Source organism: Serratia liquefaciens, from assembly GCF_027594825.1.
Lineage (GTDB): Bacteria > Pseudomonadota > Gammaproteobacteria > Enterobacterales > Enterobacteriaceae > Serratia > Serratia liquefaciens_A.
In genome coordinates, this window is the sequence record NZ_CP088930.1 from 3,220,121 (window position 1) to 3,242,289 (window position 22,169).

At 51.5% G+C, this 22,169-nt stretch carries 13 protein-coding genes, 4 tRNA genes, 2 rRNA genes and 1 other RNA gene; 18 read left to right on the forward strand and 2 right to left on the reverse strand.

The annotated features are described in order from the left end of the window. The first annotated feature begins 152 nt into the window (after positions 1-152). From LQ945_RS14625 to birA, 4 genes are all read left to right on the forward strand, one after another. A 23S ribosomal RNA gene (locus LQ945_RS14625) occupies positions 153-3,062 on the forward strand. Positions 3,063-3,160: 98 nt separating this feature from the next. Beyond that, a 5S ribosomal RNA gene (gene rrf, locus LQ945_RS14630) occupies positions 3,161-3,276 on the forward strand. 448 nt (positions 3,277-3,724) lie between these two features. Continuing rightward, a complete protein-coding gene (murB, locus tag LQ945_RS14635; RefSeq protein WP_270101063.1) occupies positions 3,725-4,762 on the forward strand; it encodes a UDP-N-acetylmuramate dehydrogenase in 1,038 nt (345 codons plus the stop codon). Then, complete coding sequence (gene birA / locus LQ945_RS14640) at positions 4,759-5,721, forward strand: bifunctional biotin--[acetyl-CoA-carboxylase] ligase/biotin operon repressor BirA (protein WP_044554733.1); 963 nt, start codon at positions 4,759-4,761, stop codon at positions 5,719-5,721. The genes murB and birA overlap by 4 nt, the downstream gene beginning before the upstream one ends. A 45-nt stretch (positions 5,722-5,766) precedes the next feature. Here the strand turns inward: birA and coaA are convergent, their stop codons facing one another. Together coaA and LQ945_RS14650 are read right to left on the reverse strand one after the other, a co-directional pair. Then, positions 5,767-6,717 (reverse strand): type I pantothenate kinase, encoded by a 951-nt coding sequence (gene coaA / locus LQ945_RS14645; RefSeq protein ID WP_261093971.1) that lies wholly within the window; start codon positions 6,715-6,717, stop codon positions 5,767-5,769. 220 nt (positions 6,718-6,937) lie between these two features. Further along, on the reverse strand, positions 6,938-7,486 hold the full coding sequence (locus LQ945_RS14650; protein WP_270101064.1) for a GNAT family N-acetyltransferase: 549 nt from the start codon (positions 7,484-7,486) through the stop codon (positions 6,938-6,940). Positions 7,487-7,884: 398 nt separating this feature from the next. Here LQ945_RS14650 and LQ945_RS14655 point away from each other — a divergent pair. The 14 genes from LQ945_RS14655 to rpoC all read left to right on the forward strand — a co-directional run bounded on the left by LQ945_RS14655 (position 7,885) and on the right by rpoC (position 22,164). Beyond that, positions 7,885-7,960 (forward strand) — tRNA-Thr (locus LQ945_RS14655). Between the two features lie 24 nt (positions 7,961-7,984). Then, a tRNA-Tyr gene (locus LQ945_RS14660) sits at positions 7,985-8,069 on the forward strand. Positions 8,070-8,115: 46 nt separating this feature from the next. Continuing rightward, positions 8,116-8,230, forward strand: a non-coding RNA gene (locus LQ945_RS14665) — RtT sRNA. Positions 8,231-8,267: 37 nt separating this feature from the next. Beyond that, positions 8,268-8,342: transfer RNA gene (locus LQ945_RS14670), tRNA-Gly, on the forward strand. A 6-nt stretch (positions 8,343-8,348) separates the two neighbouring features. Further along, positions 8,349-8,424: transfer RNA gene (locus tag LQ945_RS14675), tRNA-Thr, on the forward strand. Between the two features lie 109 nt (positions 8,425-8,533). Beyond that, entirely contained in the window at positions 8,534-9,718 is a 1,185-nt protein-coding gene (gene tuf / locus LQ945_RS14680) for an elongation factor Tu (RefSeq protein WP_012147227.1), read from the forward strand. 258 nt (positions 9,719-9,976) lie between these two features. After that, the gene (secE, locus tag LQ945_RS14685; protein WP_020828746.1) at positions 9,977-10,360 is read left to right on the forward strand and encodes a preprotein translocase subunit SecE; all 384 of its coding nucleotides are present in this window, start codon (positions 9,977-9,979) and stop codon (positions 10,358-10,360) included. 1 nt (position 10,361) lies between these two features. Next, positions 10,362-10,907, forward strand: a complete 546-nt coding sequence (gene nusG / locus LQ945_RS14690) for a transcription termination/antitermination protein NusG (RefSeq protein WP_004953928.1) — start codon at positions 10,362-10,364, stop codon at positions 10,905-10,907. A gap of 162 nt (positions 10,908-11,069) precedes the next feature. Continuing rightward, complete coding sequence (gene rplK / locus LQ945_RS14695; RefSeq protein ID WP_015376316.1) at positions 11,070-11,498, forward strand: 50S ribosomal protein L11; 429 nt, start codon at positions 11,070-11,072, stop codon at positions 11,496-11,498. Between the two features lie 3 nt (positions 11,499-11,501). Next, entirely contained in the window at positions 11,502-12,206 is a 705-nt protein-coding gene (gene rplA / locus LQ945_RS14700) for a 50S ribosomal protein L1 (protein ID WP_012004742.1), read from the forward strand. Positions 12,207-12,536: 330 nt separating this feature from the next. Further along, positions 12,537-13,034 (forward strand): 50S ribosomal protein L10, encoded by a 498-nt coding sequence (rplJ, locus tag LQ945_RS14705; RefSeq protein WP_037425754.1) that lies wholly within the window; start codon positions 12,537-12,539, stop codon positions 13,032-13,034. Between the two features lie 62 nt (positions 13,035-13,096). After that, positions 13,097-13,462, forward strand: coding sequence for a 50S ribosomal protein L7/L12 (gene rplL / locus LQ945_RS14710; protein ID WP_012004743.1), 366 nt, complete (start codon positions 13,097-13,099; stop codon positions 13,460-13,462). A 334-nt stretch (positions 13,463-13,796) separates the two neighbouring features. Further along, a complete protein-coding gene (gene rpoB / locus LQ945_RS14715; protein WP_044554731.1) occupies positions 13,797-17,825 on the forward strand; it encodes a DNA-directed RNA polymerase subunit beta in 4,029 nt (1,342 codons plus the stop codon). A gap of 118 nt (positions 17,826-17,943) precedes the next feature. Further along, positions 17,944-22,164, forward strand: a complete 4,221-nt coding sequence (rpoC, locus tag LQ945_RS14720) for a DNA-directed RNA polymerase subunit beta' (protein WP_262242645.1) — start codon at positions 17,944-17,946, stop codon at positions 22,162-22,164. The last annotated feature ends 5 nt before the right edge of the window (positions 22,165-22,169 follow it).

Genomic DNA, 22,169 nt, shown 5'->3' on the forward strand with positions numbered 1-22,169 from the left:
TTAACAATCTGGAACAAGCTGAAAATTGAAACATGACAGCTGAAACTTATCCCTCCGTAGAACTATTGGGGTAAGGATTAACCTGTCATAGAGTCTCTCAAATAAACAGCACGACAGTGTTTTCTGTTTACAGAAACACCTTCGGGTTGTGAGGTTAAGTGACTAAGCGTACACGGTGGATGCCTAGGCAGTCAGAGGCGATGAAGGGCGTGCTAATCTGCGATAAGCGTCGGTAAGGTGATATGAACCGTTATAACCGGCGATACCCGAATGGGGAAACCCAGTGCAATTCGTTGCACTATCATACGATGAATACATAGTCGTATGAGGCGAACCGGGGGAACTGAAACATCTAAGTACCCCGAGGAAAAGAAATCAACCGAGATTCCCCCAGTAGCGGCGAGCGAACGGGGAGGAGCCCAGAACCTGAATCAGTTCTTGTGTTAGTGGAAGCGTCTGGAAAGTCGCACAGTAAAGGGTGATAGTCCCGTACACTAAAATGCATTAATTGTGAGTTCGATGAGTAGGGCGGGACACGTGACATCCTGTCTGAATATGGGGGGACCATCCTCCAAGGCTAAATACTCCTGACTGACCGATAGTGAACCAGTACCGTGAGGGAAAGGCGAAAAGAACCCCGGCGAGGGGAGTGAAATAGAACCTGAAACCGTGTACGTACAAGCAGTGGGAGCCTACTTTGTTGGGTGACTGCGTACCTTTTGTATAATGGGTCAGCGACTTATATTTTGTAGCAAGGTTAACCGTATAGGGGAGCCGTAGGGAAACCGAGTCTTAACTGGGCGAATAGTTGCAAGGTATAGACCCGAAACCCGGTGATCTAGCCATGGGCAGGTTGAAGGTTGGGTAACACTAACTGGAGGACCGAACCGACTAATGTTGAAAAATTAGCGGATGACTTGTGGCTGGGGGTGAAAGGCCAATCAAACCGGGAGATAGCTGGTTCTCCCCGAAAGCTATTTAGGTAGCGCCTCGTGAACTCATCTTCGGGGGTAGAGCACTGTTTCGGCTAGGGGGCCATCCCGGCTTACCAAACCGATGCAAACTCCGAATACCGAAGAATGTTATCACGGGAGACACACGGCGGGTGCTAACGTCCGTCGTGAAGAGGGAAACAACCCAGACCGCCAGCTAAGGTCCCAAAGTCATGGTTAAGTGGGAAACGATGTGGGAAGGCATAGACAGCCAGGATGTTGGCTTAGAAGCAGCCATCATTTAAAGAAAGCGTAATAGCTCACTGGTCGAGTCGGCCTGCGCGGAAGATGTAACGGGGCTAAACCATGCACCGAAGCTGCGGCAGCGACGCTTAGGCGTTGTTGGGTAGGGGAGCGTTCTGTAAGCCGTTGAAGGTGACCTGTGAGGGTTGCTGGAGGTATCAGAAGTGCGAATGCTGACATAAGTAACGATAAAGCGGGTGAAAAACCCGCTCGCCGGAAGACCAAGGGTTCCTGTCCAACGTTAATCGGGGCAGGGTGAGTCGACCCCTAAGGCGAGGCCGAAAGGCGTAGTCGATGGGAAACAGGTTAATATTCCTGTACTCGGTGTTACTGCGAAGGGGGGACGGAGAAGGCTAGGCTAGCCGGGCGACGGTTGTCCCGGTTTAAGCGTGTAGGGGGAGTGACCTGGTAAATCCGGTGACTTATTCAACCCTGAGGCGTGATGACGATGCACTACGGTGCAGAAGTAGTTGATGCCAAGCTTCCAGGAAAAGCCTCTAAGCATCAGGTAACACAGAATCGTACCCCAAACCGACACAGGTGGTCAGGTAGAGAATACCAAGGCGCTTGAGAGAACTCGGGTGAAGGAACTAGGCAAAATGGTGCCGTAACTTCGGGAGAAGGCACGCTGGCGCGTAGGTGAAGAGACTTGCTCTCGGAGCTGAAGCCAGTCGCAGATACCAGCTGGCTGCAACTGTTTAATAAAAACACAGCACTGTGCAAACACGAAAGTGGACGTATACGGTGTGACGCCTGCCCGGTGCTGGAAGGTTAATTGATGGGGTCAGCCGCAAGGCGAAGCTCTTGATCGAAGCCCCAGTAAACGGCGGCCGTAACTATAACGGTCCTAAGGTAGCGAAATTCCTTGTCGGGTAAGTTCCGACCTGCACGAATGGCGTAATGATGGCCAGGCTGTCTCCACCCGAGACTCAGTGAAATTGAACTCGCTGTGAAGATGCAGTGTACCCGCGGCAAGACGGAAAGACCCCGTGAACCTTTACTATAGCTTGACACTGAACATTGAGCCTTGATGTGTAGGATAGGTGGGAGGCTTTGAAGCGTGGACGCCAGTCTGCGTGGAGCCAACCTTGAAATACCACCCTTTAATGTTTGATGTTCTAACTCGGCCCCGTAATCCGGGGTGAGGACAGTGTCTGGTGGGTAGTTTGACTGGGGCGGTCTCCTCCCAAAGAGTAACGGAGGAGCACGAAGGTTAGCTAATCACGGTCGGACATCGTGAGGTTAGTGCAAAGGCATAAGCTAGCTTGACTGCGAGAGTGACGGCTCGAGCAGGTACGAAAGTAGGTCTTAGTGATCCGGTGGTTCTGAATGGAAGGGCCATCGCTCAACGGATAAAAGGTACTCCGGGGATAACAGGCTGATACCGCCCAAGAGTTCATATCGACGGCGGTGTTTGGCACCTCGATGTCGGCTCATCACATCCTGGGGCTGAAGTAGGTCCCAAGGGTATGGCTGTTCGCCATTTAAAGTGGTACGCGAGCTGGGTTTAGAACGTCGTGAGACAGTTCGGTCCCTATCTGCCGTGGGCGTTGGAAGATTGAGAGGGGTTGCTCCTAGTACGAGAGGACCGGAGTGAACGCACCACTGGTGTTCGGGTTGTCATGCCAATGGCACTGCCCGGTAGCTAAGTGCGGAAAAGATAAGCGCTGAAAGCATCTAAGCGCGAAACTTGCCTCGAGATGAGTCTTCCCTGGGCCTTTAAGGCCCCTGAAGGAACGTTTAAGACTAAGACGTTGATAGGCTGGGTGTGTAAGTGCAGCGATGCATTGAGCTAACCAGTACTAATGATCCGTGAGGCTTAACCTTACAACACCAAAGGTGTTTTAGAGAGACAGATTTTCAGCGAAGTTCCGAGATTGGTTCTGATGGCTACGTGAGTAGCGGTTAGAATGAAACAGAATTTGCCTGGCGGCAATAGCGCGGTGGTCCCACCTGACCCCATGCCGAACTCAGAAGTGAAACGCCGTAGCGCCGATGGTAGTGTGGGGTCTCCCCATGCGAGAGTAGGACACTGCCAGGCATCAATCAAGCCAAGAGGCCATCCGTAAGGATGGCCTTTTTGCTATGCGGAAAAGAAAAAATGGCGCAGCCAGTCGGTACCTGGATAGCCGATCCTCGACAATATCCTGTGAATAAATCCCTCCTCGTTATACTTATGGTTATAAATATGAACAATATTTAAAAAACATAACTGTTCTCGGATGAATATAAGTCAAATTGAATAGAATTGTTTTAGGTTTATAGCAATTAGCCTGTCTTTAAGAAAATCGTGATTAATCATCTTAATTATTGTCATTGATGTATTACCTAATTAATTTATATAGAAATTACCTTATAAAACAATTAGAAATATTTAATCCGTTGATGTTCTCCAGATAAAAGCAATATCAATGAAAACAAATATTAGCCTGACGTGCCGAATCGAGTAGACTAGGTGGAGGTTCATTTCCGTATAGGTATTTATCGTTATGTCTACTGAAAGCGCGTCATTAAAAAGCCACAATACCTTTGCGCTCCCGGTCAACGCAGCGCATCTGGTCATTGCCAACACCATCGAATTGATGATCAAGGTTTGGCAGAAAACGCAGAAGCGCCAAGAGCCGCTGCTGGTACTCGGTGAAGGAAGTAACGTCCTGTTTCTTGAGGACTTTGCCGGTACGGTCATGATCAATCAATTAAAAGGCATCGATATCAGAGAAGAAAAAGATGCCTGGTTTCTCCATGTCAGCTCCGGTGAGAATTGGCATGGCCTGGTTTGTCGCACTCTTGATATCAGCATTCCTGGCCTGGAAAATTTGGCTCTGATCCCTGGCCTGGTCGGTTCTGCCCCCATTCAGAATATCGGCGCCTATGGCATCGAGCTCAAGAGCGTATGTGACTACGTTGATCTATTGGATCTGAGTACGGGAGCTATCGATCGCATTCCGGCGTCAGATTGTGGGTTTGGCTACCGTGAAAGCATTTTCAAACATCATTTTCAGAAGGGGCACATCATTGTTGGCGTAGGCTTACGCCTGAACAAGCAATGGAACCCGATGCTTAATTATGGCGATCTGGCAAAGCTGGATCCGGACACGGTGACCCCGCGTCAGGTCTTTGACTCAGTGTGCGCCATGCGTCGCAGTAAGCTGCCGGATCCTAAGGTGATGGGTAATGCCGGCAGTTTCTTCAAAAATCCGTTGGTCAGTAGTGAAAAGGCTACTGCGCTGATGGCCGAATATCCTGGGATGCCGCATTACCCACAGCAGGATGGTCAGATGAAGTTGGCTGCAGGTTGGTTGATCGACCAGTGTCAGTTGAAAGGCCATCAGATGGGGGGGGCGGAGGTACACAGTCAGCAGGCGCTTGTACTGGTTAATGTGGATAATGCCACCAGTCAGGACGTGGTCGCCTTGGCACGCCATGTGCGCAATACCGTAGCGAAAAAGTTTGATGTATGGTTAGAGCCAGAAGTTCGCTTTATCGGTAAGGATGGTGAGTTGAACGCCGTAGAGGTTCTGTCATGAAGGATACCAAAGTTCCCCTCAAGCTGATTGCGATACTGGCCGATGGCGGTTTCCATTCTGGCGAGCACCTTGGTGAGCTACTCGGTATGAGCCGTGCAGCCATTAACAAGCATATCCAGACCATCCGCGAGTGGGGCCTGGACGTGTTTACCGTACCGGGAAAAGGTTACAGCTTGCCTGGCCCAATCCAATTGTTGGATGCTGAACGTATTCTCAGTCGACTGGCCGATAAGCGTGTCACCGTGTTGCCGGTCGTGGATTCTACCAATCAATATCTGCTGGATCGCATTGCTGAACTGCAGTCGGGTGATGCCTGTGTTGCTGAGTATCAGCAAGCAGGACGTGGCCGGCGTGGACGCCAATGGATCTCTCCATTTGGTGCCAATCTGTATCTTTCGATGTTTTGGCGTCTTGATCAAGGGCCGGCAGCTGCAATGGGTTTGAGCCTGGTGATTGGCATAGTAATGGCCGAAGTGTTGCAAGGCCTCGGTGCGGAGGATGTCAGAGTCAAATGGCCGAACGACTTATACCTTAACGATCGTAAGTTGGCGGGTATCTTGGTCGAATTAACGGGGAAAACCGGTGATGCGGCACAGCTCGTCATTGGTGCCGGTATCAATTTAGCCATGCGTGAAACCAATGCCAATGCAATTAATCAGGGTTGGATAAACCTGCAGGAAGCGGGTATTAATATCGATCGCAATGAGCTGGCTGCGACTTTGCTTAATGAGTTGCGCCAATCGCTGCGTCAGTTTGAGATTGAGGGTTTGACCCCCTTTATTTCACGCTGGCATGCGTTAGATAACTTTATTGATCGGCCTGTTAAGCTATTAATCGGTGAGCAGCAAATATTCGGCACTGCTCGCGGTATCGATCAGCAAGGTGCGTTATTGCTTGAGCAAAATGGTGTTATTAAGCCATTTATCGGCGGAGAAATATCGCTACGCAGTGCAGAGTAACTAATTATTAATAAGGGGCTCTAAAGCCCCTTTTCGTTAATTAAATTACTTTCTCAAACGAACGCTCTCGACGGCATGATTAGCGCTTTTGGTCATAATCAGGCTCGCACGTTCACGTGTCGGAAGGATGTTTTCCTGTAAATTCAATCCATTAATTTCATTCCACAGCTGAGTGGCTATATTTACAGCCTCGGGCTCTGGAAGCTTGGAATAGTTATGGAAATAAGAATCAGGATTGGAAAACGCTCCCTGACGGAATTTAAGGAACCGGTTGATGTACCAGGACTGCAACAGTTCCTCCGGTGCGTCGACATATATCGAGAAATCAACAAAGTCAGAAACAAATACGCGATGCGGATCATGAGGGTAGTCCATACCGCTTTGTAATACGTTGAGCCCTTCCAAAATAAGAATGTCCGGCTGCTCGATGACTTTATTTCCTTCAGGAACAACATCATAAATCAGATGGGAATATACCGGGGCAGTGACACGTTTGGCGCCGGATTTCACTTCAGAAACGAACTTGACCAGGCTGTGCATATCGTAAGACTGTGGAAAGCCTTTTTTCTTCATCAGCCCACGTTCGTTCAACACTTTATTAGGATGGAGGAAACCATCGGTGGTTATCAGCTCAACGCTGCGGTGTTCCGGCCAACTGCCAAGCAGTGCCTGCAACAAACGTGCGGTGGTGCTTTTGCCTACGGCAACGCTGCCGGCGATGCCGATGACGTAGGGGATTTTTTGTCCATCGGTTCCGAGAAATTGCTCAAGTACGGCCTGACGGCGCAGGTTGGAACTGATATAGAAGTTCAGCAACCGCGACAGCGGCAGATAAATCTGAGCCACCTCTTCCAAAGAGAGATCTTCGTTAATCCCTTTTAGTTTAACAATCTCTTCTTCTGACAGTGTCAGCGGCACCGAATCTCGCAACGCAGCCCACTGGGTACGATCGAACTGAAGATAGGGCGTCGCTAAAGATTGATCTCTTTTTATCATAAGCCAAATTCTGCCTGTTAACGCAGGTTGGGAAAGGCGCCGGACGCCAACTCCAGATAATAAACAAGCTGCATATTATAGACAGCTTGGTTTTTGGCGTAGACTTTTTTCGCAAAAGTTATCGATTGGCGGCAGTTTATGTCAATTGTGAGAAGCGGCGCTCAGTTGATGGCAGAGGCGTTGCAAAGCGGTATCTCAAGGAAATGATACCGCTTTCATGCTAGCTGGCAATGGCAGGGGAGGCTTGGTTCACCGCGAACAGGTGTTTGTAGTAAATGACCGTAGGGTGATAGTAGCCATCGGGTGCGGCGGCATAATCGGGTAACTCTCCGAGGCAGCGATAGCCCAATGAGCGATACAGCGCTTCTGCAGCGGAACCTGCCTGCGTGTCGAGATATAGCAAGCCACGCTGCTGCTGAAGTGCCGACTGTTCCAATGCTTTCATCAGGGCTTGTCCGACACCGTTACGGCGTGCGCGGCTGTGAACTAACAGTTTTTGTACTTCAGCCCGGTTGCGTCCATTCGGTTTCTGGCATAGCTCCAGTTGTACCGTGCCGATAACGCCGCGCTCGTCTCTGGCAATCCACAACAACAGCTCGCCTTTGGCCAAGGCAGGCCTCAGGCTGTGGAAATAGCTTTCGGCGTCTTCATGCGGGATCAGTGTGTCGTAGCCCACTGAGGCGCCATGCGTTACCGCATCGGTCAACAGGCGAGCCAGTTCATCTCGGTAAATGGGCAGCGTGGCGGCATTAATCAGGACAATTTTCATCGGTCATTCCTCCTGGATGAGGGGGTAATGAAGACTTGCAATAATTGCGCCAGAGCGGCGGTGGGTGCTCTGGCGACGAAAGGCGTGAAAAATAATGGTAGTTGATGTCATTACGTGGGGCACTCATCCCTTTTTTGGTGCATCGATCCCGCTCACAGTTTCCTGATTGGGGTTTACGGATTTGAGATAACGGGCACGGGGAAAGAAAGGGTCAATGCTTGCAAAAAGTGGATTAAATTGTAGAGAATGATTCCTGCAGTTGATGAATCTTTGCACGCTATGCGCTGTGAATTGCCAGACACTGTGCAAAATTGGGTAATTTGTGAGCGAAAGTGCAGCTAACGCAATTTTTTTGTTGCATAGGCCGTCCGGTCTACCTAGAATGCGCTGCACTTGATGCCGGCTTAGCTCAGTTGGTAGAGCAACTGACTTGTAATCAGTAGGTCACCAGTTCGATTCCGGTAGCCGGCACCAATCAAGTCACAGTAGTTAAAATCTGGTGGGGTTCCCGAGCGGCCAAAGGGAGCAGACTGTAAATCTGCCGTCACAGACTTCGAAGGTTCGAATCCTTCCCCCACCACCATATCTTGCCTTAGGCAGTTAACAGGCCAGCGATAATCTCGCAACGGTTGACTTGCAGAAGGGGAAGGCGAAAGCCTTCGCAAGGTTCGAGTTGTACAGCGCGTAGCGCAGCCAGCTCGAAGGGTGAGAGTTAAGCGATAAACAATCCTTCTCCTCCCTTAAAATTCTACAGAAAAGTCAGGTAGCCGAGTTCCAGGATGCGGGCATCGTATAATGGCTATTACCTCAGCCTTCCAAGCTGATGATGTGGGTTCGATTCCCACTGCCCGCTCCAAGATGTGCTGATATAGCTCAGTTGGTAGAGCGCACCCTTGGTAAGGGTGAGGTCGGCAGTTCGAATCTGCCTATCAGCACCACTTCTTATCATCTCGCCCCCTGATTTTCTTTCTGTTCTGGATTCAACAAGCAAATGCTTGGTTGATGTGGTGATACCACCGATTTATCCGTGTCTTAGAGGGACAATCGATGTCTAAAGAAAAGTTTGAACGTTCAAAACCGCACGTTAACGTCGGTACTATCGGCCACGTTGACCACGGTAAAACTACCCTGACTGCAGCAATCACCACCGTTCTGGCTAAAACCTACGGCGGTTCTGCACGTGCTTTCGACCAGATCGATAACGCGCCAGAAGAAAAAGCTCGTGGTATCACCATCAACACTTCTCACGTTGAATATGACACCCCAAGCCGTCACTACGCGCACGTTGACTGCCCAGGGCACGCCGACTACGTTAAAAACATGATCACCGGTGCTGCTCAGATGGACGGCGCTATCCTGGTTGTTGCTGCGACTGATGGCCCTATGCCTCAGACCCGTGAGCACATCCTGCTGGGTCGTCAGGTTGGCGTTCCTTTCATCATCGTATTCATGAACAAATGCGACATGGTTGATGATGAAGAGCTGCTGGAACTGGTAGAAATGGAAGTTCGTGAACTTCTGTCTGCTTACGACTTCCCTGGTGATGACCTGCCGGTTGTTCGTGGTTCAGCGCTGAAAGCACTGGAAGGCGAAGCTGAGTGGGAAGCTAAAATCATCGAGCTGGCCGGTTACCTGGATTCTTACATCCCAGAACCAGAGCGTGCTATCGACAAGCCGTTCCTGCTGCCAATCGAAGACGTCTTCTCCATCTCCGGTCGTGGTACCGTTGTTACCGGTCGTGTTGAGCGCGGTATCGTTAAAGTGGGCGAAGAAGTTGAAATCGTTGGTATCAAAGACACCGTTAAGTCTACCTGTACCGGCGTTGAAATGTTCCGCAAACTGCTGGACGAAGGCCGTGCTGGTGAGAACGTAGGTGTTCTGCTGCGTGGTATCAAACGTGAAGACATCGAACGTGGTCAGGTACTGGCTAAACCAGGTTCAATCAAGCCACACACCAAGTTCGACTCAGAAGTGTACATCCTGAGCAAAGAAGAAGGTGGTCGTCATACTCCATTCTTCAAAGGCTACCGTCCACAGTTCTACTTCCGTACAACTGACGTGACCGGTACCATCGAACTGCCAGAAGGCGTTGAAATGGTTATGCCTGGTGACAACGTGAACATGGTTGTTACCCTGATCCACCCAATCGCGATGGACGACGGTCTGCGTTTCGCAATCCGTGAAGGCGGCCGTACCGTTGGCGCTGGTGTTGTTGCCAAAGTTATCGCTTAATCGCTGATAACGTTTGACGCGACACGCGGTAAAAGGGCATCATTTGATGCCCTTTTTCTACGCTGTGAACTAGAACCTATCTCATCAGCGATTTTGCAGTCATAATCATTGGTGAGATGGGCTCTTAAAGCCGTATTGACTGAGATACGTCATAGCGTAAAACACCGAAATGCCGCCGAGCGGCATTTGATCGGTTTGGTTTGTCTTGCTGTGCGAGGCAAAGTTGTCTGTTCTGAATTCATTGTGACAGGTTGGTTTATGAGTGCGAATACCGAGGCTCAAGGGAGCGGGCGCGGCCTGGAAACGGCTAAGTGGCTGATCGTCGCCGTTCTGTTGGTTGTAGCGATTGTCGGTAACTATTACTACCGTGATTTCAGCCTGCCATTACGTGCGCTGGCCGTTGTAGTGGTTATCGCTGTTGCTGGCGCCGTGGCGCTGATGACCACCAAAGGCAAGGCCACCGTTGCGTTTGCACGCGAAGCGCGTACTGAAGTGCGCAAGGTGATCTGGCCAACTCGTCAGGAAACGCTACATACCACGTTGATCGTTGCCGCAGTAACTGCCGTGATGTCACTGATTCTGTGGGGCCTGGACGGTATTCTGGTCCGTCTGGTATCGTTTATTACTGGCCTGAGGTTCTAAAATGTCTGAAGCTCCAAAAAAACGTTGGTACGTCGTTCAGGCGTTTTCCGGTTTTGAAGGTCGCGTAGCGCAATCGCTGCGTGAACACATCAAACTGCACGATATGGAAGAATTGTTCGGCGAAGTGATGGTACCTACGGAAGAAGTTGTTGAAATCCGTGGTGGCCAACGTCGCAAAAGCGAACGTAAATTCTTCCCGGGCTATGTTTTGGTTCAGATGGTGATGAATGACGCCAGCTGGCACCTGGTACGTAGCGTTCCGCGCGTAATGGGTTTCATCGGCGGTACCTCTGACCGTCCGGCACCGATCAGCGACAAAGAAGTTGATGCGATTATGAACCGCCTGCAGCAGGTGGGTGATAAGCCGCGTCCTAAAACGCTGTTCGAACCGGGTGAACTGGTCCGTGTTAACGATGGTCCGTTTGCTGACTTCAACGGTGTTGTTGAAGAAGTGGATTACGAGAAGAGCCGCCTGAAAGTTTCTGTTTCCATCTTTGGCCGTGCAACGCCGGTGGAACTGGACTTCGCTCAGGTTGAAAAAGGCTGATCAATTAATCAGCAGCGAGTGGCGTTTGCCGCTTGTCAGAGGCGCGAAATTGAACTATAATTTCGCGCCTTTTGTTTTTATAGGCCTTGCTCATTGAGTTGAGCGGGGTGAAACACGGGGAGCCTCTATTGAGGCGATATTACCCAAACCGAGGAATTGTAAATGGCCAAGAAAGTACAAGCCTACGTTAAGCTGCAAGTTGCAGCCGGTATGGCTAACCCAAGTCCGCCAGTTGGTCCAGCTCTGGGTCAGCAAGGCGTTAACATCATGGAATTCTGTAAGGCGTTCAATGCTAAGACTGACAGCGTTGAGAAAGGTCTGCCGATTCCGGTTGTTATTACCGTTTATTCTGATCGCTCCTTCACTTTCGTTACCAAAACCCCGCCAGCAGCAGTTCTGCTGAAAAAAGCGGCTGGTATCAAGTCTGGTTCAGGCAAGCCGAACAAAGACAAAGTAGGTAAAGTGACTCGTGCTCAGGTACGTGAAATCGCAGAAACCAAAGCTGCGGACATGACTGGTTCTGACGTTGAAGCGATGACTCGCTCCATCGAAGGTACTGCTCGTTCCATGGGCCTGGTAGTGGAGGATTAAGAAATGGCTAAGCTGACCAAGCGCATGCGCGTGATCCGTGACAAAGTTGATGCTACTAAACAGTATGACATCACCGAAGCTGTTGCTCTGCTGAAAGAGCTGGCCACCGCTAAATTCGTAGAAAGCGTTGACGTTGCTGTTAACCTCGGCATCGACGCTCGTAAATCTGACCAAAACGTTCGTGGCGCTACCGTTCTGCCAAACGGCACCGGTCGTTCCGTTCGCGTTGCCGTATTTGCCCAGGGCCCTAACGCTGAAGCTGCTAAAGCTGCAGGCGCAGAGCTGGTAGGTATGGAAGATCTGGCAGACCAGATCAAGAAAGGCGAAATGAACTTCGACGTTGTTATTGCTTCCCCGGATGCAATGCGCGTTGTTGGTCAACTGGGCCAGATCCTGGGTCCACGTGGCCTGATGCCAAACCCGAAAGTGGGTACCGTTACTCCGAACGTTGCTGAAGCAGTGAAAAACGCTAAAGCAGGCCAGGTTCGTTACCGTAACGACAAAAACGGCATCATCCATACCACTATCGGTAAGGTTGATTTCGAGTCAGACAAGCTGAAAGAAAACCTGGAAGCCCTGCTGGTTGCGCTGAAAAAAGCAAAACCATCTCAGGCTAAAGGCGTGTACATCAAGAAAGTTAGCCTCTCCACCACCATGGGTGCTGGCGTTGCTATCGATCAAAGCGGCCTGACTGCTGTAGCGAACTAATCGCCCTGCGATTATCGCTTTGACTTGGGGCTAAGGTTCGTCTAGAATCTTATGCCCCAAGGTTTTGCTATTGGCAATAGCCATAAGCGGAACAAAGATTTTTCGGTTGGAGCCTGGCCTATCCAGGCCTCCGTCCAAGACCGCAGGTGTATCGAAAGATACTTAATCCTTCCTGCGTAGACGGTGACAGAGCCTAAAGAAAATTTTAAATTGTCTTTGCTGGATTCTGCTCACCGTGTTTGAACGCTCTCACTGCGTGATTTATCACAAGGTGTTGAGTGATGTGAGTGCCGGGGATTTCCCCCGGCTAAATCCAGGAGCAAAAAGCTAATGGCATTAAATCTTCAAGACAAACAAGCGATTGTTGCTGAAGTCACCGAAGTAGCCAAAGGCGCGCTGTCTGCGGTTGTTGCGGATTCCCGTGGCGTTACCGTTGATAAAATGACTGAACTGCGTAAAGCAGGTCGTGAAGCTGGCGTTTACATGCGTGTTGTTCGTAACACCCTGATGCGTCGCGTAGTTGAAGGCACTCCATTCGAATGCCTGAAAGACACGTTCGTCGGTCCTACCTTGATTGCATTTTCTCATGAACACCCGGGCGCTGCTGCTCGTCTGTTCAAAGATTTCGCGAAAGCGAATGCAAAGTTCGAGATTAAAGCTGCGGCCTTTGAAGGTGAGCTGATCCCTGCGGCACAAATTGACCGCTTGGCAACTCTGCCTACTTACGATGAAGCAATCGCACGCCTGATGGCAACCATGAAAGAAGCCGCTGCCGGCAAATTGGTTCGCACTTTGGCTGCACTGCGCGATCAGAAAGAAGCGGCATAAGCCCTTTTTCTTATCCGTTGCTTACGTATTTAAACTATTTCTGAATTTTAGGAACATTTGTTATGTCTATCACTAAAGACCAAATTATCGAAGGCGTTGCAGCTCTGTCTGTAATGGAAATCGTTGAACTGATCGCCGCTATGGAAGAGAAGTTCGGTGTTTCTGCTGCTGCTGTAGCTGCAGGTCCTGCTGCTGCTGCTGAAGCTGTTGAAGAAAAAACTGAATTCGACGTTGTACTGAAAGGTATCGGCGCGAACAAAGTTGCAGTAATCAAAGCAGTACGTGGCGCAACTGGCCTGGGTCTGAAAGAAGCTAAAGACCTGGTTGAGTCTGCACCAGCAGCACTGAAAGAAGGCATCAGCAAAGACGACGCTGAAGCACTGAAAAAAGCTCTGGAAGAAGCTGGCGCTGAAGTTGAAGTTAAATAAGCCACTGCTTTCTGAGTGCAGTCTGTTTTAACTAACAGACTGATGGCTGGTGACTTTTTGGTCACCAGCCTTTTTGCGCTGTAGGGCGTCAGTAGAGTTTCACACTGTTTGGCTACTGACTAACCCCAATATTTCTTTCTATCGACGACTTAATATATTGCCCTCCCTGCCGCAGCAAAATCTGCCGTACAGCGCAACGAAATGATTTAAGCGTGATAGAAACGAGTATTGCGGAAAGTGTTCCCGCTTTCCGGTCGACAAAATGGTGTTGCGTGAACCGTCCTATATCCGGACGGACAGATAGGTTCGACTTTCCAGCGAGCTGAGGAACCCTATGGTTTACTCCTATACCGAGAAAAAACGTATTCGTAAGGATTTTGGTAAGCGTCCACAAGTTTTGGACATTCCCTATCTCCTTTCTATCCAGCTTGACTCGTTCCAGAAGTTCATCGAGCAAGATCCAGAAGGGCAATACGGCTTAGAAGCCGCATTCCGTTCTGTTTTCCCTATCCAGAGCTACAGTGGCAATTCGGAGCTGCAATACGTTAGCTACCGTCTTGGTGAGCCGGTCTTCGACGTCAAAGAGTGCCAGATCCGTGGTGTGACGTTCTCTGCACCGCTGCGCGTAAAACTGCGCCTGGTAATCTACGAGCGTGAAGCTCCGGAAGGTACGGTCAAAGACATCAAGGAACAAGAAGTCTATATGGGCGAAATTCCGCTCATGACCGAAAACGGCACCTTTGTGATCAACGGTACTGAGAGGGTTATCGTATCTCAGCTTCACCGTAGTCCTGGCGTATTCTTCGACAGCGATAAGGGTAAAACCCACTCTTCGGGTAAAGTGCTGTATAACGCACGTATCATCCCTTACCGCGGTTCATGGTTGGATTTCGAGTTTGACCCGAAAGACAACCTGTTTGTACGTATTGACCGTCGCCGTAAATTGCCTGCGACCATCATTCTGCGTGCATTGAACTACACCACTGAGCAGATCCTTGACCTGTTCTTTGCGAAAGTAGTTTTCGAGATCCGTGATAACAAGCTGCAGATGGAGCTGGTTCCAGAGCGTCTGCGTGGTGAGACTGCTTCGTTTGATATCGAAGCCAACGGCAAGATCTACATTGAGAAAGGCCGTCGTATCACCGCTCGTCATATCCGTCAGCTCGAAAAAGACGACATTCAGAGTATTGAAGTACCGGTTGAGTACATTGCGGGCAAAGTGGTCGCGAAGGACTATATCGATACCAATACCGGTGAGCTGATCTGCGCAGCCAACATGGAGCTGTCGCTGGATCTGCTGGCCAAACTGAGCCAGTCAGGCCACAAGCGTATTGAAACGCTGTTCACCAACGATCTGGACCATGGTGCGTACATCTCTGAGACCGTACGTGTCGATCCAACAAGCGATCGTTTGAGCGCGCTGGTAGAAATCTACCGCATGATGCGCCCAGGTGAGCCGCCAACGCGCGAAGCTGCCGAAAGCCTGTTCGAGAACCTGTTCTTCTCTGAAGACCGCTACGATCTGTCTGCGGTTGGCCGTATGAAGTTCAACCGTTCTCTGCTGCGTGACGAGATCGAAGGTTCGGGCATCCTGAGCAAAGACGACATCATTGAAGTGATGAAGAAGCTCATCGATATCCGTAACGGTAAAGGCGAAGTGGACGATATCGACCACTTGGGCAACCGTCGTATCCGTTCCGTTGGCGAAATGGCTGAGAACCAGTTCCGTGTAGGTCTGGTGCGTGTTGAGCGTGCGGTTAAAGAGCGTCTGTCCCTGGGCGATCTGGACACCCTGATGCCACAGGACATGATCAACGCCAAGCCAATTTCGGCGGCGGTGAAAGAGTTCTTCGGCTCCAGCCAGCTGTCTCAGTTTATGGACCAGAACAACCCGTTGTCCGAGATCACGCACAAGCGTCGTATCTCTGCATTGGGCCCAGGCGGTCTGACCCGTGAACGTGCCGGCTTTGAAGTTCGAGACGTACACCCGACTCACTACGGTCGCGTGTGCCCAATCGAAACGCCGGAAGGTCCAAACATCGGTCTGATCAACTCCTTGTCCGTGTACGCACAGACAAACGAGTATGGCTTCCTGGAAACTCCGTACCGCCGCGTGCGTGACGGTTTGGTTACCGATGAAATTAACTATCTGTCTGCTATTGAAGAAGGCAACTTCGTTATCGCTCAGGCGAACTCCAACCTGGATGATGACGGCCGCTTCGTAGAAGACCTGGTCACCTGTCGTAGCAAAGGCGAATCAAGCCTGTTCAGCCGCGATCAGGTTGACTATATGGACGTATCAACCCAGCAGGTTGTTTCCGTTGGTGCCTCACTGATTCCATTCCTGGAACACGATGACGCCAACCGTGCATTGATGGGTGCGAACATGCAACGTCAGGCGGTTCCAACCTTGCGTGCTGACAAGCCGCTGGTAGGTACCGGTATGGAACGTGCTGTAGCGGTTGACTCCGGTGTTACTGCCGTAGCTCGCCGTGGCGGTGTGATCCAGTACGTGGATGCTTCCCGTATCGTTATCAAAGTTAACGAAGACGAGATGCACGCGGGCGAAGCAGGTATCGATATTTACAACCTGACCAAGTACACCCGTTCTAACCAGAACACCTGCATCAACCAGATGCCGTGTGTGAATCTGGGTGAGCCAATCGAGCGCGGCGACGTGCTGGCAGATGGCCCGTCCACTGACCTGGGTGAACTGGCGTTGGGCCAGAACATGCGTGTGGCATTCATGCCATGGAACGGCTACAACTTCGAAGACTCCATCTTGGTGTCCGAGCGCGTAGTTCAGGAAGATCGCTTCACTACCATCCACATCCAGGAACTGGCGTGTGTGTCTCGCGACACCAAGTTGGGGCCTGAAGAGATCACTGCCGACATCCCTAACGTGGGTGAAGCTGCGCTCTCCAAACTGGATGAATCCGGTATCGTGTATATCGGTGCTGAAGTGACCGGTGGTGACATTCTGGTCGGTAAGGTAACGCCAAAAGGTGAAACCCAGCTGACGCCAGAAGAGAAACTGCTGCGTGCGATCTTCGGTGAGAAGGCATCTGACGTTAAAGATTCCTCTCTGCGTGTACCAAACGGCGTTTCCGGTACCATTATCGACGTGCAGGTCTTCACCCGCGATGGCGTGGAAAAAGACAAGCGTGCGTTGGAAATCGAAGAGATGCAGCTGAAGCAGGCGAAGAAAGACCTGACTGAAGAACTGCAGATCCTGGAAGCAGGCCTGTTCACACGTATCCATGCGGTGCTGGTTGCCGGCGGTGTCGAAGCTGAGAAGCTGAGCAAACTGCCACGCGATCGCTGGCTGGAACTGGGCCTGACCGACGAAGAGAAGCAAAACCAGCTGGAACAGCTGGCAGAGCAGTACGACGAACTGAAATCCGACTTCGAGAAGAAGCTGGACGCCAAGCGTCGTAAGATCACCCAGGGCGATGATCTGGCACCAGGCGTGCTGAAAATCGTTAAGGTTTATCTGGCCGTTAAACGTCAGATCCAACCGGGTGACAAGATGGCAGGCCGCCACGGTAACAAAGGTGTTATCTCCAAGATCAACCCGATCGAAGATATGCCTTACGATGAAAACGGCACGCCGGTTGACATCGTACTGAACCCGCTGGGCGTACCATCACGTATGAACATCGGTCAGATCCTGGAAACCCACCTGGGTATGGCTGCGAAAGGCATTGGTGAGAAAATCAACCAAATGCTGAAGCAGCATCAGGAAGTGGCCAAGCTGCGTGAGTTCATTCAGAAGGCCTACGATCTGGGCGACGATGTCTGCCAGAAAGTTGACCTGAACACCTTCACCGACGACGAAGTTCTGCGTCTGGCAGAGAACCTGAAAAAAGGTATGCCAATCGCAACGCCGGTGTTTGATGGTGCGAAAGAGACTGAAATCAAGCAACTGCTGGAAATGGGCGGGATCCCAACCTCGGGTCAGATTACGCTGTTCGATGGCCGTACCGGTGAGCAATTCGAGCGCCAGGTTACCGTTGGCTATATGTACATGCTGAAACTGAACCACTTGGTTGACGATAAGATGCACGCCCGTTCAACCGGTTCTTACAGCTTGGTTACTCAGCAACCGCTGGGTGGTAAGGCGCAGTTCGGTGGTCAACGCTTCGGTGAGATGGAAGTGTGGGCACTGGAAGCATACGGCGCGGCTTATACCCTGCAGGAAATGCTCACCGTTAAGTCGGATGACGTTAACGGCCGTACCAAGATGTACAAAAACATCGTGGATGGCGATCACCGCATGGAACCAGGCATGCCGGAGTCCTTCAACGTACTGTTGAAAGAAATCCGCTCGCTCGGTATCAACATCGAACTGGAAGACGAGTAATCGTTTTTCCGGCTCAGGCTCCCGGCCTTAGGGAGCCTGAGGGTGGTTGTTCAGGTCACACGGGTGCGCGATTTGTCAGCGTGCACCCAACAGGTTTAACTCCGACAGGAGCCAATCCGTGAAAGACTTATTGAAGTTTCTGAAAGCGCAAACTAAGACCGAAGAGTTTGATGCGATCAAGATTGCTCTGGCATCGCCAGACATGATCCGTTCGTGGTCGTTCGGTGAAGTTAAAAAGCCGGAAACCATTAACTACCGTACGTTCAAACCAGAACGTGACGGCCTTTTCTGCGCCCGTATCTTTGGGCCGGTAAAAGACTACGAGTGCCTGTGCGGTAAGTACAAGCGCTTAAAACACCGCGGCGTGATCTGTGAGAAGTGCGGCGTTGAAGTGACCCAGACCAAAGTACGCCGTGAGCGTATGGGCCACATCGAGCTGGCTTCACCGACTGCGCACATCTGGTTCCTCAAATCGCTGCCTTCGCGCATCGGTTTGCTGCTGGATATGCCGCTGCGTGACATCGAGCGTGTACTGTACTTCGAATCCTATGTGGTTGTTGAAGGCGGTATGACCAACCTCGAGCGTCGTCAGATCCTGACTGAAGAGCAGTATCTGGATGCGCTGGAAGAGTTCGGTGACGAATTCGACGCCAAAATGGGTGCGGAAGCTATTCAGGCCCTGTTGAAAAACATGGATCTGGAAGCCGAGTGCGAGCAGCTGCGTGAAGAGTTGAACGAAACCAACTCCGAAACCAAGCGTAAGAAGCTGACCAAGCGTATTAAGCTGCTGGAAGCGTTCGTACAGTCTGGCAACAAGCCAGAGTGGATGATCCTGACCGTGCTGCCGGTACTGCCGCCGGATCTGCGTCCGCTGGTTCCGTTGGATGGGGGTCGTTTCGCGACTTCAGATCTGAACGATCTGTATCGCCGCGTGATCAACCGTAACAACCGTCTGAAACGCCTGCTGGATCTGGCTGCGCCTGACATCATCGTGCGCAACGAAAAGCGTATGCTGCAAGAAGCGGTAGATGCCCTGCTGGATAACGGCCGTCGCGGTCGTGCCATCACCGGTTCCAACAAACGTCCTCTGAAATCTTTGGCCGACATGATCAAAGGTAAGCAGGGTCGTTTCCGTCAGAACCTGTTGGGTAAACGTGTTGACTACTCTGGTCGTTCTGTAATCACCGTAGGTCCATACCTGCGTCTGCATCAGTGCGGTCTGCCTAAGAAAATGGCACTGGAGCTGTTCAAACCGTTCATCTACGGCAAATTGGAGCTGCGTGGCCTGGCCACCACCATCAAAGCCGCCAAGAAAATGGTTGAGCGCGAAGAAGCTGTCGTTTGGGACATCCTGGACGAAGTTATCCGCGAACACCCGGTACTGCTGAACCGTGCACCAACCCTGCACCGTTTGGGTATCCAGGCGTTTGAACCGGTTCTGATCGAAGGCAAGGCAATCCAGCTGCACCCGCTGGTTTGTGCGGCATACAACGCCGACTTCGATGGTGACCAGATGGCTGTACACGTACCCTTGACGCTGGAAGCCCAGCTGGAAGCGCGTGCGTTGATGATGTCTACCAACAACATCCTGTCACCTGCGAACGGCGAGCCAATCATCGTTCCTTCTCAGGACGTTGTATTGGGTCTGTACTACATGACCCGTGACTGTGTTAACGCCAAAGGCGAAGGCATGGTGCTGAGCGGCCCGAAAGAAGCGGAGCGTATTTACCGCGCCGGTCTGGCTTCTCTGCATGCGCGTGTCAAAGTGCGTATCACCGAAGAGATCAAAAACACCGAAGGCGAGTCTGTACACCAGACTTCGATCATCGACACTACCGTGGGTCGCGCCATCCTGTGGATGATCGTACCGCGCGGTCTGCCGTACTCGATCGTTAACCAGCCTTTGGGCAAGAAAGCTATCTCCAAGATGCTGAACACCTGTTACCGCATCCTGGGCCTGAAGCCGACCGTTATCTTTGCTGACCAGATCATGTACACCGGTTTTGCTTACGCAGCCCGTTCAGGCGCTTCCGTAGGTATCGATGACATGGTTATCCCGGCCAAGAAAGCGGAGATCATCGAAGAAGCGGAAACCGAAGTGGCCGAGATCCAGGAGCAGTTCCAATCTGGTCTGGTTACCGCCGGTGAACGTTATAACAAAGTGATCGATATCTGGGCTGCGGCAAACGAACGTGTTGCTAAAGCGATGATGGAAAACCTGTCGGTTGAAGACGTGGTTAACCGTGACGGCGTTGTGGAACAGCAAGTTTCCTTCAACAGCATCTTTATGATGGCCGACTCCGGTGCGCGTGGTTCCGCCGCTCAGATTCGTCAGCTGGCCGGTATGCGTGGTCTGATGGCGAAGCCGGACGGCTCCATCATCGAAACGCCAATCACCGCGAACTTCCGTGAAGGTCTGAACGTACTCCAGTACTTCATCTCCACGCACGGTGCTCGTAAAGGTCTGGCGGATACCGCACTGAAAACGGCTAACTCCGGTTATCTGACCCGTCGTCTGGTTGACGTGGCGCAGGACTTGGTAGTCACCGAAGACGACTGTGGTACTCACAACGGCATCATGATGACTCCGGTTATCGAAGGTGGTGACGTTAAAGAGCCACTGCGCGAACGCGTTCTGGGCCGTGTGACAGCAGAAGATATCATCAAGCCGGGTACGGCTGATATCCTGGTGCCACGCAACACCCTGCTGAACGAGAAGACCTGTGACCTGTTGGAAGAGAACTCTGTCGACAGCGTTAAAGTCCGTTCCGTAGTTAGCTGTGAAACCGACTTTGGTGTGTGTGCAAACTGCTATGGTCGCGACCTGGCACGTGGTCACATCATCAACAAAGGTGAAGCTATCGGCGTTATCGCGGCACAGTCAATCGGTGAGCCGGGTACACAGCTGACGATGCGTACGTTCCACATCGGTGGTGCGGCATCTCGTGCGGCTGCTGAATCCAGCATCCAGGTGAAAAACAAGGGTACTCTGAAGCTGAGCAATGTGAAGTTCGTAATGAACGCCGCAGGCAAGCTGGTGATTACCTCTCGTAACACCGAACTGAAGCTGATCGACGAATTCGGCCGTACCAAAGAAAGCTACAAAGTGCCTTATGGTGCCGTGATGGGCAAAGGTGACGGTGCAGAAGTTAACGGCGGCGAAACCGTTGCTAACTGGGATCCGCACACCATGCCAGTTATCACCGAAGTGAGTGGTTTCATCCGCTTCGCTGATATGGTTGACGGCCAGACCATTACACGCCAGACCGACGAACTGACCGGTTTGTCTTCTCTGGTAGTATTGGACAGCGCAGAACGTACCGGTAGCGGTAAAGACCTGCGTCCGGCACTGAAAATCGTTGATGCCAAAGGCGACGACGTATTGATCCCAGGTACTGATATGCCTGCTCAATACTTCCTGCCAGGTAAAGCGATTGTGCAGCTGGAAGACGGCATTCAGATCGGTGCGGGTGATACCCTGGCGCGTATTCCTCAGGAATCCGGCGGTACCAAGGATATTACCGGTGGTCTGCCACGCGTTGCGGATCTGTTCGAAGCTCGTCGTCCGAAAGAGCCGGCAATCCTGGCTGAAATCAGCGGGATTATCTCGTTCGGTAAAGAGACCAAAGGCAAACGTCGCCTGGTCATCTCTCCACTGGACGGCAGCGACGCTTACGAAGAGATGATTCCAAAATGGCGTCAGCTCAACGTGTTTGAAGGCGAAGTTGTGGAGCGTGGTGACGTTGTTTCTGACGGCCCAGAATCTCCACACGACATTCTGCGTCTGCGTGGTGTGCATGCGGTTACCCGCTACATCACCAACGAAGTGCAGGAAGTTTACCGTCTGCAAGGCGTTAAGATTAACGATAAACACATTGAAGTTATCGTTCGTCAGATGCTGCGTAAAGGCACCATCGTCAGCGCAGGTAGCACCGAGTTCCTGGAAGGCGAGCAGGCTGAAGTGTCACGCGTTAAGATTGCCAACCGTCAGCTTGCTGCTGAAGGTAAAATCGAGGCAACCTTCTCACGCGATCTGCTGGGTATCACCAAGGCTTCCTTGGCGACCGAGTCCTTCATCTCCGCAGCATCGTTCCAGGAAACGACGCGCGTTCTGACCGAAGCGGCTGTTGCCGGTAAGCGTGATGAACTGCGTGGCCTGAAAGAGAACGTCATCGTGGGCCGTCTGATCCCAGCCGGTACCGGTTACGCTTATCATCAGGACCGCATGCGCCGTAAAGCACAGGGTGAAGCACCGGTTGTTCCGCAGGTGAGCGCGGAAGAAGCTACGGCTAACCTGGCTGAGCTGCTGAACGCAGGCCTGGGTGGCAACAACGATTAATCGTT